The organism is Azohydromonas lata, assembly GCF_034427735.1.
Taxonomy (GTDB): Bacteria; Pseudomonadota; Gammaproteobacteria; order Burkholderiales; family Burkholderiaceae_C; genus Azohydromonas; species Azohydromonas lata.
Genome location: NZ_JAXOJX010000016.1, coordinates 15,588 through 28,485 on the forward strand (window position 1 = coordinate 15,588; position 12,898 = coordinate 28,485).

Sequence of the window (12,898 nt, forward strand, 5' to 3'; positions counted from 1 at the left end):
CTCCACCTTTCATGTTCGTTTTCATTGGCTGGGGTGTTGCGCTGGCCTGCGTTTTTGGTGTGTTCGTGGCTCACGGCGGGAATATTTCCGTCGTGTTGCATGCGCTGCCGTTCGAGCTGATCACCATCGGTGGCGCGGCGGCTGGCGCGTTCGTGGCGAACAACCAGCCCAAGGTGCTCAAGGCCACGGGGCGCGGGGTGGCCGCGTGCTTCAAGGGCTCCAAGTACAGCAAGACACGCTACCTGGAGCTCATGGCGCTGCTCTACGACATCCTGCAAAAGGCGCGCAAGGAAGGCCTGATCGCCATCGAGAACGACGTGGAGTCGCCCGGCGAGTCCGCGCTGTTCCAGCGCTACCCCTCGGTCAGCGCCGACCACCACGTGGTGGAGTTCATCACCGACTACTTGCGCATGATGGTCTCGGGCAACCTCAATGCGCATGAGATTGAAAGCCTCATGGACAGCGAGATCGATACCCACCACGCCGAGGCGCATGCGCCGGCGGCGGCCATGACGCGGGTGGCCGGCGGCCTGCCGGCCTTCGGCATCGTGGCGGCCGTGCTGGGGGTGGTCAACACCATGGGCTCCGTGGGCCAGCCCCCGGCGGTGCTGGGCGCCATGATCGGCTCGGCCCTCGTGGGGACCTTCCTGGGCATCTTGCTGTCCTACGCCATCTTCGAGCCGCTGGCCGGGCTCATGGAACAGAAGATCGACGAAAGCACCAAGGAGCTGCAGTGCATCAAGACCACGCTGCTGGCCTCCATGCAGGGTTACGCGCCGCAGGTGGCCGTGGAGTTTGGACGCAAGGTGCTGTACTCGACCGAGCGGCCCACCTTCGCCGAGCTCGAAAGCCACGTCAAGGGCAAGAAGTAAACCGGCGGCGCAGGCACCCGGCAGGACCATTCCATGGCAGGCGACAACAAGAAGCTGCAGCCCATCATCATCAAGCGGGTGAAGAAGGGCGGCCACGGGCACCACGGCGGTGCCTGGAAGATCGCCTATGCCGACTTCGTCACGGCGATGATGGCCTTCTTCCTGCTGATGTGGCTGATGGGCTCGGTCACCGAGGGCGACCGCAAGGGCATTGCCGACTACTTCAACGCGCCGCTGAAGGTCATGGTGATGGGCCAGACGGGCAACAGCACGGGCGATGCGCAAAGCATCATCAAGGGCGGCGGGCAGGACCTCACGCGCAGCGCCGGGCAGGTCAAGAAAAGCGACCCCGACCCGGCCGAGGCCGTCAGGCAGCTCAAGGCCGAGCAGGCGCGCCAGGAGCGCCGCCGCCTGGAGGCGCTGCGCGCCAAGGTGTTGTCCAAGCTGGGCGAGAACCCGCGCCTGGCGCAGATGTCCTCGCAGATCAAGGTGGAGATGGTGCGCGACGGTTTGCGCATACAAATCGTCGACGAGCGCAACCGCCCCATGTTCGCCACCGGCAGCGCCGTGGTGCAGCCCTACATGCGCGAGCTGCTGCGCGAGATCGGCCAGACGCTGGCCGACATCTCCAACCGCCTCACGCTCGAAGGCCACACCGACGCGCAGCTCTACTCCGGCGGCGAGCGCGGCTACAGCAACTGGGAGCTCTCCAGCGACCGCGCCAACGCCAGCCGCCGCGAGCTCATTGGCGCGGGGCTGCCCGAAGATCGCGTGCTGCGCGTGCAGGGCCTGGCCTCCAGCGTGCTTTTCGATCCCAAAGACCCGCTGAACCCGCAAAATCGGCGCATCAGCATTCTCGTCATGAACCGCGAAGCCGAAGAACGTTTCTTCCGCAACGCTTCCGACCTTGCCGAAGCCCTGGACTCCGCGCCTGAGCCGGCTTCTCCTGGCACCGTGGCGCCGGCAACGCCGGTTCCTCCCAACATCCGTCCCCGAATCACACCATGAGCAACCCTTCCGATCTGAAATTCCTGATCGTCGACGACTTCTCCACCATGCGCCGCATCGTGCGCGGGCTGCTCAAGGAAATGGGTTGCCACAACGCCGACGAGGCCGAGGATGGCGCCATTGCGCTGAGCATGCTCAAGAACCAGAAGTTCGACTTCGTCGTCAGCGACATCAACATGCCCAACATGAACGGCTTCGAGCTGCTGGCCTCCGTCAAGGCGGACCCGGCGCTCAAGCACCTGCCGGTGCTCATGGTGACGGCCGAGGCGCGCAAGGAGGACATCGTGCGTGCGGCGCAAAGCGGTGCGGCCGGCTACATCGTCAAGCCTTTCACCAAGGCGACGCTGGAAGAGAAGGTGCAGAAGATCCTGCAGAAGATGACGGCCGCAAAGGCTTGAGGCGAAGGAGCCAGCGATCATGAACTTCGACCTGACCACGCCCAGCAATCCGCTGATCGTCTCTCCCGAGGTGTTCCAGCAGCTCGGCGCCATCACGCGCATGCTGCACGACACCATGCAGCAGCTCGACGTGATGCCGCGGCTGCAGACCGCCACCGATGGCCTGCCCGACGCGCGCAGCCGGCTGCAGTACATCGCCACCAAGACGGCCGACGCCGCCACCAAGGTGCTCAACCTGGTCGAAGAGGCCAAGATCGAGCAAAAGCGCATCAGCGACGCCACGCGCGAAATCGCCGCCGCCATGGTGAGCAACCCCGTCAAGGCCGTGGCCTCCGGCGCGGTGATGAACTTCATGCACGACGTGGAGACGGCCTCCTCGCGCATCGACGGGCACCTCACCGACATCATGATGGCGCAGGACTTCCACGACCTCACCGGCCAGGTGGTGGCCAAGGTCGTGACCCTGGCCAACGAGCTCGAAGACGGGCTGCTCAAGCTGCTGGTGCAGGTGGTGCCGCCCGAGCAGCGTGAAAAGATGCACAACATGGCCACTGCCCAAGTGGCCGAGCTCGACGGCCCGGTGGTCGATGCCGAGGGCCGCACCGACGTCGTCACCGACCAGAGCGAAGTCGACGACCTGCTGGCCAGCCTGGGCTTCTGAGCCCGGCGCGCCGGCCGCGCAGCCAGGCTCCCAAGCGAAGCCGCCCGCGGGCGGCTTTTCGTATTGCGCGGCATAGGCGCCGTTTTTTTGCCCGCCGCGGCCGCGCGCGCGGGCGCATCATCGCGCGCTTTCCCACTGAGGCACAGCCATGGCTGATGACCAGGACCGCGACTTACCGGCGTCAGAACGCAAGATACGCAAGGCCCGCGAAGAGGGCCAGGTGGCGCGTTCGCGCGACCTGGGCCATTTCGCGGCCATGGCCGTGGGCGGGCTGGCGCTGGTGGCCGGGGCGCGGCCGCTGGCCGACTGGTTGCGCAGGATCCTGGTGCACGGGCTGCGTTTCGACCACCAAGTGCTGATGCACCCGGAGGCCATGGGGCAGCGCCTCATGGACCTGGTGCTGCCCATGCTGCTGGTGGTGCTGCCGATGGGCCTGCTCATGGCGCTGGTGGCGGTGGGCGCGGCCCTGGGCGGCGGGGGCTGGAACTTCGCCACGCAGGCGCTGCGCCCGGACTTCACCCGCTTCAACCCGATCACGGGCCTTGGGCGGCTGGTGTCCAAGGACCAGCTGGTGCAGACGCTCAAGGTCAGCCTGCTGGCGCTGGTGCTGGGCGTGGTGGGCGGGCTGTACTTGCGCGCGCACCTGGGCGACTTCACCGCGCTGCTGTCGCTGCCGCTGCCCGCGGCGCTGGCCGAGGGCACCTCGCGCGTCTACGGCGGGCTGGCGCTGCTCATCGGGGCGCTGGCGCTGTTTGCGCTGGTGGACGTGCCGCTGCAGCGCTTCTTGCTGCTCAAGCGGCTGCGCATGAGCCACCAGGAGGCCAAGCAGGAGCACAAGGAGGCCGAGGGCAACCCGGAGGTCAAGGGCCAGATCCGCCAGCGCATGCGCGAGATGTCGCGCAAGCGCATGCTCTCGGCCGTGCCCAAGGCCGACCTGGTGGTGACCAACCCGACGCACTACGCCGTGGCGCTGCAGTACGACGAGGCCTCCATGGCCGCGCCCAAGGTGGTCGCGCTGGGCACGGACCTCATGGCGCAGCGCATACGCGAGGTCGCGCGCGAGCACCAGGTGCCGCTGCTGGAGGCGCCGCCGCTGGCGCGTGCGCTCTACGCCCACGGCGACCTGGACCGCGAGATCCCCGGCGCGCTGTACGCCGCGGTGGCGCAGGTGCTGGCCTACGTGTGGCAGTTGCGCGCGGCCATGGCCGGGCGCGGCGCCATGCCCGTGGCGCCGGCATCGCTGCCCGTGCCGCCGGAGATGGACCCGCTGAACAAGGCGCCGCATTGACGCGCTGCGCCCGCGGCGGCGGCTGCGCTACGGACGCTGGCGCCGCGGGCGTCGGGAAACGGCAATTTTTTGCGTTGTCGCAAGCTGCGTCGTGCCATGGGTGAACAGCGCCGTTTTCGGCCTTCTAATCCGGCTCAAGTCGCCGCCACGCCCCGGAACAATCCTCCCCCATGAACTCCTATCTCGCTCGGCTGCAGGCGATGCTGGGCGTGAAGCCGGACTTCGTGCGCACGCTCGGTGCGCCGCTGTTCGTGGTCATGGTGCTGGCCATGATGGTGTTGCCGCTTCCGGTCTTCGTGCTGGACGTGTTCTTCACCTTCAACATCGCCATGGCCCTGATCGTGATGCTGGTGGCCTCCAGCATGGTCAGGCCGCTGGACTTCGCCTCCTTCCCCGCGGTGCTGCTGGTCACGACGCTGTTGCGGCTGTCGCTCAACGTCGCCTCCACGCGCGTGGTGCTGCTCAACGGCCACACGGGCACGGGTGCGGCCGGCCACGTCATCGAGGCCTTCGGCCACTTCCTCATCGGCGGCAACTTCGCCGTGGGCCTGATCGTGTTCGCGGTGCTGGTGGTGATCAACTTCATCGTGATCACCAAGGGCGCCGAGCGCATTGCCGAGGTCGGCGCGCGCTTCACGCTGGACGCCATGCCCGGCAAGCAGATGGCCATCGATGCCGACCTCAACGCCGGCCTCATCGACGAGAAGGAGGCCAAGCGCCGCCGCGCCGAGGTGGGCGACGAGGCCGAGTTCTTCGGCTCCATGGACGGTGCCAGCAAGTACGTGCGCGGCGACGCGATGGCGGGCCTGCTGATCCTGTTCATCAACATGGTGGGCGGCTTCATCATCGGCATGGCGCAGCACGACCTCAGCGCCGCCGACGCCGCCAACTCCTACATCCTGCTGGCCGTGGGCGACGCGCTGGTGGCGCAGATCCCGGGCCTGCTGATCTCCGTGGCCTCGGCCATGGTGGTCTCGCGCGTGGGCAAGGACGCGGACATCGGCAGCCAGATCGGCGGCCAGCTCTTCGGCTCGCCGCGTGCGCTGGCCATTGCCGCGGCCATCGTGGGCGGGCTGGGCCTGATCCCGGGCATGCCGCACCTGGTGTTCCTGCTGCTGGCCGCGGCGCTGGGCGCGGTGGCCTGGAAGCTGCAGCAGGCCGCGCAGCGCCGCGCGCTGCAGCCGCAGCAGCCCGCGGCTCCCGTGGAGCGCCCGGCCGACGCCGAGGCCAGCTGGGACGACCTGGTGCCCGTGGACACGCTGGGCCTGGAGGTGGGCTACCGGCTCATCACGCTGGTGGACAAGACCCGCAACGGCGACCTGCTCACCCGCATCAAGGGCGTGCGCAAGAAGTTTGCGCAGGAGGTGGGCTTCTTGCCGCCGGCGGTGCACATCCGCGACAACCTGGAGCTGCGCCCAAGCGTGTACCGCGTGACGCTGCGCGGCGCCGTGGTGGGCGAGGGCGAGGCGTTCCCCGGCATGCTGCTGGCCATCAACCCCGGCGGCGCCACGCAGCAGCTGCCCGGCACCGCCACCACCGACCCGGCTTTCGGCCTGCCCGCGGTGTGGGTGGAGGAGCGGCTGCGCGAGCAGGCCCAAATGAGCGGCTTTACCGTGGTTGATTGCTCGACCGTGGTGGCCACCCACCTCTCACACTTGATGCAGGTCCATGCCGCGAAGCTGTTGGGCCGCGTGGAAACGCAACAGTTGGTGGACCATGTGGCCAAGCTCGCACCCAAGCTCATCGAAGACGTGATTCCCAAGATCGTGGCCATCCCGGTGGTGCAGAAGGTGCTGCAGCTGCTGCTGGAAGAGGGCGTGCACATCCGCGACATGCGCTCCATCGTGGAGTGCCTGTCGGAAAATGCCGCCGCCGCGGCCGATGCGGCCGAGATGGCGCGCCGCGTGCGCGTGCACCTGTCGCCGGCCATCGTCCAGCAGATCTACGGGCCCGTGCGCGAGCTCGAGGTCATCGCCATAGAGCCGGGGCTGGAGCGCCTGGTGGCGCAGGCGCTGAACTCGCCGCACGGCGCGGCGCTGGACCCGGGCGTGGCCGAGGCACTGTCCAAGGGCGCGGCCGACACCGCGCAGCGCCAGGAGGAGCTGGGCGTGCCGGCCTGCCTGCTGGTGCCTGACGCCATCCGCGCGCCCATGGCGCGGCTGCTCAAGCGCGCTGCGCCACGCCTGAAGGTGCTGGCGCACAGCGAGATTCCTGAAACCCACTCCATTCGAATCGCCTCGATCATCGGGGGCACTGCATGAACGTCAAACGCTTCACAGCGCGCACTTCGCGCGAGGCCCTTCAACTGGTCAAGCAGGCCTTCGGCGAAGACGCCGTCGTGCTCTCCACCCGCCCTTGTGCCGAGGGCGTGGAGATGCTGGCCATGCCGCCGGAGAGCGTGCGCCAGCTTGAACGCTTCACGCCCGGGCTGCCTGCTCGAACCGCGGTGGCTGCCGCCGTGCAGTCGGCCGCCCGCCCTCAGGCCCAGCCGCTGGCGCAGCTGCCGGCCCATGAGGAGGCGGCGGCCATGAGCACGCTGTCGTTCCAGGACTACGTGCGCGAGCGCATGCTCAAGCGCCGCCAGGCCGAGATCACGCGCCCCGCGCAGCCGCAAGCGCCCGCCCTCCCGGCGGCCGAAATGCCCTTGCGCGCCGCGGCGCCGATGCAGGTGGCGGCCCAGCCGCAAGCGCCCGTGCCTCAGGCGCAGTTGCCCGTGCATCAGGCGCAACTGCCGCCCGCGCCGCCGCCCGCGTCGCTGGCGGAGTCCCTCTACACGGGGCAGGTGCCGCTGGAGGCCGTGCCGGTGCTGCAGACGCCGCTGGCACAGGCGCCCGCCGTCAACGTGGTGCTGCCCGAGATCAGCGACATGGCCGCAGACCTGCGCCGCGAGCAGATGGAGATGCTCAACGAGCTGCGCTCCATGCGCGGCGCCATCGAGCAGCGCTTCGATGCCATGGCCTACGTGGACCAGCTCCAGCGCAGCCCCACGCAGGCGGCCCTGACGCAGCGGCTGCTGGACTGCGGCTTCTCGCCCGTGCTCATCCGCAAGCTCTGCCAGGGCCTGCCGGCGGAAACGGCCGAGCCGCTGGCCTGGGCCGCGGGCGTGCTGCAGCGCAACCTGCGCAGCGCCGAGGCCGAGGTGCCGCTGGAGGACGAGGGCGGCGTCTACGCCCTCATCGGCTCCACCGGCGTTGGCAAGACCACCACCACCGCCAAGCTCGCCGCGGCCTGCGCCACGCGCCACGGCCCGGGGCAGCTCGGCCTGGTGACGCTGGACGCCTACCGGGTGGGCGCCCATGAGCAGCTGCGCACCTACGGCCGCATCCTGGGCGTGCCGGTGCACACCGCGCACGACCGCGCCTCGCTGGAGGACCTGCTGGCGCTGCTGGGCGGCAAGAAGATGGTGATCATCGACACGGCCGGCATGGCGCAGCGCGACGAGCGCACGCGCGAGCTGCTGGACATGCTGGTGCACCCGTCCATCCGGCGGCTGCTGGTGGTCAATGCCGCCTCGCAGTCCGAGACCATAGACGACGTGATGCTGGCCTGGCGTGCCGCGGAGTGCCGCGGGGTGATCCTGTCCAAGCTGGACGAGGCGGTGAAGCTCGCGCCTGCGCTGGACGCGCTCATCCGCCACCGGCTGCGCGTGGTGGGCGTGGCCAACGGGCAGCGCGTGCCCGAGGACTGGCACCGCCTGTCGGCCATCGCGCTGGTGCAGCGCGCATTGCGCGCCGGCGGCGCGGCGGCCTACCGGATGCAGACTGACGACGTGAACCTGGTGTTTTCCAACGCGGGCCGTTCCGACTCGGCACAGGCCATGCTTTGAGGGAGCGGCGGGGTATGCGCAGTCTCTTCAACCGCAATTCCTTGACGCTGAGCGACCGCACCGACCAAGCCGCGGGCTTGCGCCGGCTCTTCAGCGGCGGCGCGCACCAGCGCTTCGTCGCCGTGGCCAGCAACCCGCACGTGGCCTGCGCCGGCGTGCTGCTGGAGCGGCTGACGGCGGCCTTTGCCGCCCAGGCCTGCCACGCGCTGGTCATAGACGCCAGCGAAAGCGCGCCCGTGCCCTCCGTGGCGGTGCTGGAAGACCCGGCGCTGGGCCTGGAGCCCCTGGGCGAGCGCCTGTCCTACGTGGCTGCGCGCGGGCTGTCGCAGGGCTTGCGCGAGGTGGCCGGCGGCGCGGCGCAGTGGCTGCAGCGCCTGGCGGCCGCGGCGCCGCAGTGCGACGTGCTGCTGGTGCACGCGCCGGCCACGGAGATCAGCCGCTTCTTCGGCGGCCGCGCGCTGCAGCCGCTGCTGCTGGCCGCCGAGGGCGACGACAGCCTCACCCACGCGCTGGCCAGCCTGCGGCTGCTGGCCGCGCGCCACCGCTGCACGCAGTTCGACCTGCTGCTGGGCCTGCCCATGACCTCGCCGCAGGCCGTGCGCGCCGTGCGCCACCTGGGCGGTTGGGCGCGCAGCCGGCTCAACCTGGGGCTGCGCCACGGCGTGGCGCTGGACCCGGCGCGCGACGCGCAGGAGCCCGCGCTGCCGCCCACGCTGGCGCAACTGGCCGCGGCGCTGCTGGAAGCACACGATGAACAAGAGCCGGGGAACTGGCATCCGGGCGGAGGCGATGCCGCCCGGGGCGCGGCCTTACCCGCGCGCAACTGAGCAGGACGCCCTGGAGCGCTGGAATATGTACACCGCCAAAGGTCGCTTGGACACCGACGCACTGCTGACGCAGTACAGCCCGCTGGTGCGCAGGCTGGCGCATCAAATGATCGCCAAGCTGCCGGCCAACGTGGAGCTGTCCGACCTGATACAGGTCGGCATGATGGGCCTCAACGATGCGTTGGGCCGCTTCGACGCCAATCAGGGCGTGCAATTCGAAACCTTTGCCACGCAGCGCATTCGCGGCGCCATGCTCGACGAGCTGCGCGGCGCCGACTGGATGAGCCGCGGCAACCGCCGCCAGCAGCGCGAGATCGAGGCGGCCGTGCACAAGCTGGAGCACCGCCTGGGCCGCGTGCCCATCGAGAGCGAGATCGCCGCGGAGATGGGCCTGTCGCTGACCGACTACCAGGACATGCTGGGCAAGGTGCGCGGCACGCAGTTGCTGTACCTGGAGGACATGAGCGGTGGCAACGGTGACGGCGACGAGGAGTTCCTCGACCGCCATGTCGGCGACGCCGAGGCCAACCCCATGTTCCGGCTGCAGGACCGGCGCATGCGCGAGGCGCTGGTGGCCGCCATCGAGGCGCTGCCCGAGCGCGAGCAGTACGTCATGAGCATGTACTACGAGCACGACATGAACCTCAAGGAAATCGCCGCCGTGCTGGGCGTGACCGAGTCGCGCGTGTGCCAGCTCCACAGCCAGAGCATCGCGCGGCTGCGCTCCAAGCTCAGGGAGTGGTGAGGCGCCTGCCGCGTGCCGCCCGCCTGTAACGGAAGGTCCCCTTAGGCACGCCCCGAACGCGCCAGGGCATCACTCTTGCTCTCTCCACGGCCGTCTTTTCACGGTCTTGAGGGTTGCCATGCGGTTTCAAGCGGAGTGGCGCGCCTGGCTGCGCGCCTTGGGGTTGGCGGGCGGTGCGGTCGCCGTGGCGGCGGGCTTGCCGGTGCGGGCCCAGGAGGGCGCCAGCGCTGCGGCGACGGCCGCGGCCATGCCGTCCGCGAGCCCGGGGCTGCCCGGCGACGGGGTGTATCGAGTGGAAAACCAATGCAGCTTGCGTGTGCTGCAGGTACAGGGCGGCGCCGTGCGCGAGCAGGCGGCGCTGCAGCTTGGGCATTGGCAGTCGCTGGCACACCAGCGCTGGCGGCTGGAGCGGCTGGCCGATGGCGACTACCGCCTCACGGCGCAGCACAGCGAGCTGGCCTTGCAAAGCGAGGCCGCCGGCTATGCGCAAGGCGCCCGGGCCGACACGGCCAGCCAGCGCGTCGTGCTGCAGCCCTTGGGCGACGGCTGGATGCGCGTGGTGTCGCGACAGGACGGGCTGGCGCTGGCCGCCGCGGCGGATGCCGAAGGCGCCGCCGCCGTGCGCCAGCCCTTGAGCGCCGACTGCGCCCAGGCCTGGCGCCTGGTGTCCGAGGAAGCCGCCGCCGGCACGCCGGCCGACGTGCGCGTGGTGCAGGGCCAGGGCCAGAGCGCGCCCGTGAACACGCGGCTGCCCGTGGCGCCCATGGTGCGGGTGCTGGACGCCAACGGCGTGGCCGTCGTGGGCGTGCCGGTGCGCTTTCGGGTGGTGGACGGCGGCGGGACCATCACCGGCGCCTACGTGCTCACCAACGGCCAGGGCAATGCGCGGCTGGGAAGCTGGACGCTTGGGCCCATTGCCGGGCGGCAGCGCGTCTCGGCCAGCACGCCGGGGCTGGCCGAGGCCGTGATACGGGCCACGGCGCTGTCCGACGGGGCGCGGCTGGAGGTGCCGGAAGCCAGCAACCACCAGATGGCGCCGGTCAACACCGCGCTGCCGCGCCAGCCCGCGGTGTACGTGATGAACGCCGCCGGGCGGCCCGTGGCCGGCGTGGCCGTGAGCTTCAGCCCAAACGACGGCAGCCGCGTCGGCCGCACCGTGGCCGTGAGCGACGCCCAGGGGCGCGCCAGCCCGGGCACCTGGACGCTGGGGGCCGGCGAGGGCGAGCAGACCATGGACGTGCAGGCCGGCGGCTACGCCGGCTTGCAGCTCAGCGCCCAAGCGCTGCCCGCGGGCGCGCCCACGCTGGTGCGCGAGGTCTTCATGCGCAACGTCTACGAGGTCTGGGACATGGCCTTCGCGCCGGAGGGCGTGATGCTCTACACCGAGCGCGGCAAGGGGCTGTGGGCGCGCCTGCCCGGCGGCGAGCGCCGGCAGCTCTTCGCGCCGGCGGATTTCGTGAGCGCCACCAACAGCGGCATGCTGGGCCTGGCGCTGGACCCGGAGTTCGCCGCCAACCGCCGCGTGTACGTGTTCATGGCTTCCAGCTTGGGCGGCGTGCGCGACAACCGCGTGGTGCGGCTGCGCGTGAAGCCGGACTGGACGGGGGTGGAGGGGCGCACCGACATCGTCACCGGCATCCCGTTCCAGAACCAGCCCGGGCTGGTCGGCCAGCACTCCGGCGGGGCGCTGGCCTTCGTGGGGACGGACTTGCTCATCAGCACGGGCGACCTGCGCGCGGGGCCCGTGCCGCAGAACCTCAAGTCCTTGGGCGGCAAGGTGCTGCGGGTGGACCGCGAGGGGCGCCCGGCCGCGGGCAACCAGGCGCCGGCCGGGGGCGATGCGCGCCTCTGGGTCGTGGGCCTGCGCAACGGGCAGGGGTTGGCGGTGCAGCCGTTCACGCAGCGGCCCTACCTGATAGAGCACGGCCCCGGCAGTGACGACGAGGTCACGCCGCTGCGCCCCGGCAACGGCGGCTGGGACCCGCGCCCGCGCCCGCTGGGCAGCCCCGGCGCGCGCTGCCCAAACGGCCAGTTGCTCACCTACTGCGGCTATGCCGGCACCAGGATGACGGACACGGGCCTCTATCCCGATGCGCTGCGCCCGGCCTGGCGCTCCGGCCTGCCCGCGCGCGGCACGGGCGGCGGCACCTTCGTCACCGGACCGGTCTGGAAGGACTGGCGCAATGCCCTGGTCATCGGCCAGATGTCGGGCCGCCGCCTGCTGGTGCTGCAGCTCACCGACACCGGCGACGCCGTGCGCGCCGTCACGCCGCTGCTGGAGGAGCTCAACGTGCGGCTGCGCCATGTGGTGCAGGGGCCCGACGGCTCGCTCTACATCAGCACCTCCAGCGACAACAACCACAGCAACGTGCGCACCCAGGTCTGGCGGCTGAGCCCCTACAGCGGCGGCGTCAATCCGTAAGCCGGGGCGTCGCTGACTCCTACAAACCGTGCCGATGCCCCCGCGTGGCGACGGGGAACAAAAAAGGCCCGCTGGAAGCGGGCCGTTCAGGCGAGGGTGCGGCCGCTCAGGCGCGCACCATGCCGCCGCGCGAGGGGCGGTCGGCCAGGCCGCCGGCGCCGTAGACGGGGCCGGCATTGAGGCCGGGCAGCAGCACGTCGATGGCGCGGTCCAGCGCCGCGGTGGCGCGGGCCAGGGCTTCGCGCTGGGCGGCCACCTGGCTGCCCGCGTGCGCCAGGCGCAGGCGCAGTGCCGGCGGCACGCTGCCGTTGCGCGCGGCCTGGGCGAAGCGGTTGACGGCCGTGGCCAGGGCCTGGTGCAACTGCTCGGCCTGGCGCTCCATGGCGGCGGCGTCGCGCTCGCGCAGGGAATTGCTCAACCCCAAAAGGTTCGCCTCCAGCACAGCCAGAGTGCTTTCCAGCTCTTCGGCGGTGGACGTGTTGTCGGCGCAGGGGTTGTTCATGGGTTACAGCGGTGGTTGTGTCAATGCGGAGAACGCGCCAGCAGTTCCTGGGCGTTGTCGAGAAGCTTGTCGGCGATGGCTCCGGCGTTGATGCGGAAAGAGCCGTCGCGTATGGCTTGTGCGATGCGCTGCACCTTGGCGGTGTCGAAGCTGGCATCGCCGCCGGCAATGAGCGTGGTGGCTGCAGGCGAGAGTGCGACCTGCGTGCTGCTGGCCTCGCCAGCGGCCACGGAAGAGGATGTGGATGCCGTGCCGCTGGTGGAGGGACGCGCAGCAGCCGCGGTCTCGCCATTGGCCGTGGTGCGGGCGGACGAGAGATTGAAAGGGCCGATCTTCATGGTGCGTCTCC

Annotated in this window: 12 protein-coding genes; 10 read left to right on the top strand and 2 right to left on the bottom strand. The window is 70.4% G+C overall.

The window, feature by feature from the left end:
- Positions 1-11 precede the first annotated feature (11 nt).
- From motA to SM757_RS11805, 10 genes are all read left to right on the top strand, one after another.
- Complete coding sequence (motA, locus tag SM757_RS11760) at positions 12-872, top strand: flagellar motor stator protein MotA (protein WP_066332544.1); 861 nt, start codon at positions 12-14, stop codon at positions 870-872.
- A 33-nt stretch (positions 873-905) separates the two neighbouring features.
- A complete protein-coding gene (gene motB / locus SM757_RS11765) occupies positions 906-1,880 on the top strand; it encodes a flagellar motor protein MotB (RefSeq protein ID WP_066332546.1) in 975 nt (324 codons plus the stop codon).
- A complete protein-coding gene (cheY, locus tag SM757_RS11770; RefSeq protein WP_066332550.1) occupies positions 1,877-2,278 on the top strand; it encodes a chemotaxis response regulator CheY in 402 nt (133 codons plus the stop codon). The genes motB and cheY overlap by 4 nt, the downstream gene beginning before the upstream one ends.
- A gap of 19 nt (positions 2,279-2,297) precedes the next feature.
- On the top strand, positions 2,298-2,939 hold the full coding sequence (locus tag SM757_RS11775) for a protein phosphatase CheZ (protein WP_066332553.1): 642 nt from the start codon (positions 2,298-2,300) through the stop codon (positions 2,937-2,939).
- Between the two features lie 148 nt (positions 2,940-3,087).
- Positions 3,088-4,227, top strand: coding sequence for a flagellar biosynthesis protein FlhB (gene flhB / locus SM757_RS11780; RefSeq protein ID WP_322465607.1), 1,140 nt, complete (start codon positions 3,088-3,090; stop codon positions 4,225-4,227).
- A 170-nt stretch (positions 4,228-4,397) separates the two neighbouring features.
- Positions 4,398-6,488: a flagellar biosynthesis protein FlhA gene (gene flhA, locus SM757_RS11785; RefSeq protein ID WP_066332561.1), complete on the top strand. Its 2,091-nt coding sequence runs from the start codon at positions 4,398-4,400 to the stop codon at positions 6,486-6,488.
- Positions 6,485-8,053 (top strand): flagellar biosynthesis protein FlhF, encoded by a 1,569-nt coding sequence (flhF, locus tag SM757_RS11790; RefSeq protein WP_322465608.1) that lies wholly within the window; start codon positions 6,485-6,487, stop codon positions 8,051-8,053. The genes flhA and flhF overlap by 4 nt, the downstream gene beginning before the upstream one ends.
- Before the next feature lie 14 nt (positions 8,054-8,067).
- Entirely contained in the window at positions 8,068-8,880 is an 813-nt protein-coding gene (locus tag SM757_RS11795) for a hypothetical protein (protein ID WP_066332564.1), read from the top strand.
- Positions 8,881-8,905: 25 nt separating this feature from the next.
- Positions 8,906-9,625, top strand: a complete 720-nt coding sequence (locus tag SM757_RS11800; RefSeq protein WP_066332746.1) for an RNA polymerase sigma factor FliA — start codon at positions 8,906-8,908, stop codon at positions 9,623-9,625.
- Between the two features lie 118 nt (positions 9,626-9,743).
- Entirely contained in the window at positions 9,744-12,047 is a 2,304-nt protein-coding gene (locus SM757_RS11805; RefSeq protein WP_322465609.1) for a PQQ-dependent sugar dehydrogenase, read from the top strand.
- A gap of 106 nt (positions 12,048-12,153) precedes the next feature.
- Here SM757_RS11805 and SM757_RS11810 read toward each other — a convergent pair whose 3' ends face one another.
- Positions 12,154-12,549: a hypothetical protein gene (locus SM757_RS11810; protein WP_066332569.1), complete on the bottom strand. Its 396-nt coding sequence runs from the start codon at positions 12,547-12,549 to the stop codon at positions 12,154-12,156.
- 20 nt (positions 12,550-12,569) lie between these two features.
- Positions 12,570-12,887 carry a flagellar biosynthesis anti-sigma factor FlgM gene (gene flgM / locus SM757_RS11815; RefSeq protein WP_066332571.1) on the bottom strand — a complete coding sequence of 106 codons (318 nt, stop codon included), beginning with the start codon at positions 12,885-12,887 and terminating at the stop codon, positions 12,570-12,572.
- Positions 12,888-12,898 lie beyond the last annotated feature (11 nt).

Bases quoted from the DNA above. Each gene is read 5' to 3' on its own strand.
- SM757_RS11795 (WP_066332564.1), top strand. From the start codon at position 8,068: ATGCGCAGTCTCTTCAACCGCAATTCCTTGACGCTGAGCGACCGCACC.
- motA (WP_066332544.1), top strand. From the start codon at position 12: ATGTTCGTTTTCATTGGCTGGGGTGTTGCGCTGGCCTGCGTTTTTGGT.
- motB (WP_066332546.1), top strand. From the start codon at position 906: ATGGCAGGCGACAACAAGAAGCTGCAGCCCATCATCATCAAGCGGGTG.
- cheY (WP_066332550.1), top strand. From the start codon at position 1,877: ATGAGCAACCCTTCCGATCTGAAATTCCTGATCGTCGACGACTTCTCC.
- flhB (WP_322465607.1), top strand. From the start codon at position 3,088: ATGGCTGATGACCAGGACCGCGACTTACCGGCGTCAGAACGCAAGATA.
- SM757_RS11800 (WP_066332746.1), top strand. From the start codon at position 8,906: ATGTACACCGCCAAAGGTCGCTTGGACACCGACGCACTGCTGACGCAG.
- flhA (WP_066332561.1), top strand. From the start codon at position 4,398: ATGAACTCCTATCTCGCTCGGCTGCAGGCGATGCTGGGCGTGAAGCCG.
- SM757_RS11775 (WP_066332553.1), top strand. From the start codon at position 2,298: ATGAACTTCGACCTGACCACGCCCAGCAATCCGCTGATCGTCTCTCCC.
- flgM (WP_066332571.1), bottom strand. From the start codon at position 12,887: ATGAAGATCGGCCCTTTCAATCTCTCGTCCGCCCGCACCACGGCCAAT.
- SM757_RS11810 (WP_066332569.1), bottom strand. From the start codon at position 12,549: ATGAACAACCCCTGCGCCGACAACACGTCCACCGCCGAAGAGCTGGAA.
- SM757_RS11805 (WP_322465609.1), top strand. From the start codon at position 9,744: ATGCGGTTTCAAGCGGAGTGGCGCGCCTGGCTGCGCGCCTTGGGGTTG.
- flhF (WP_322465608.1), top strand. From the start codon at position 6,485: ATGAACGTCAAACGCTTCACAGCGCGCACTTCGCGCGAGGCCCTTCAA.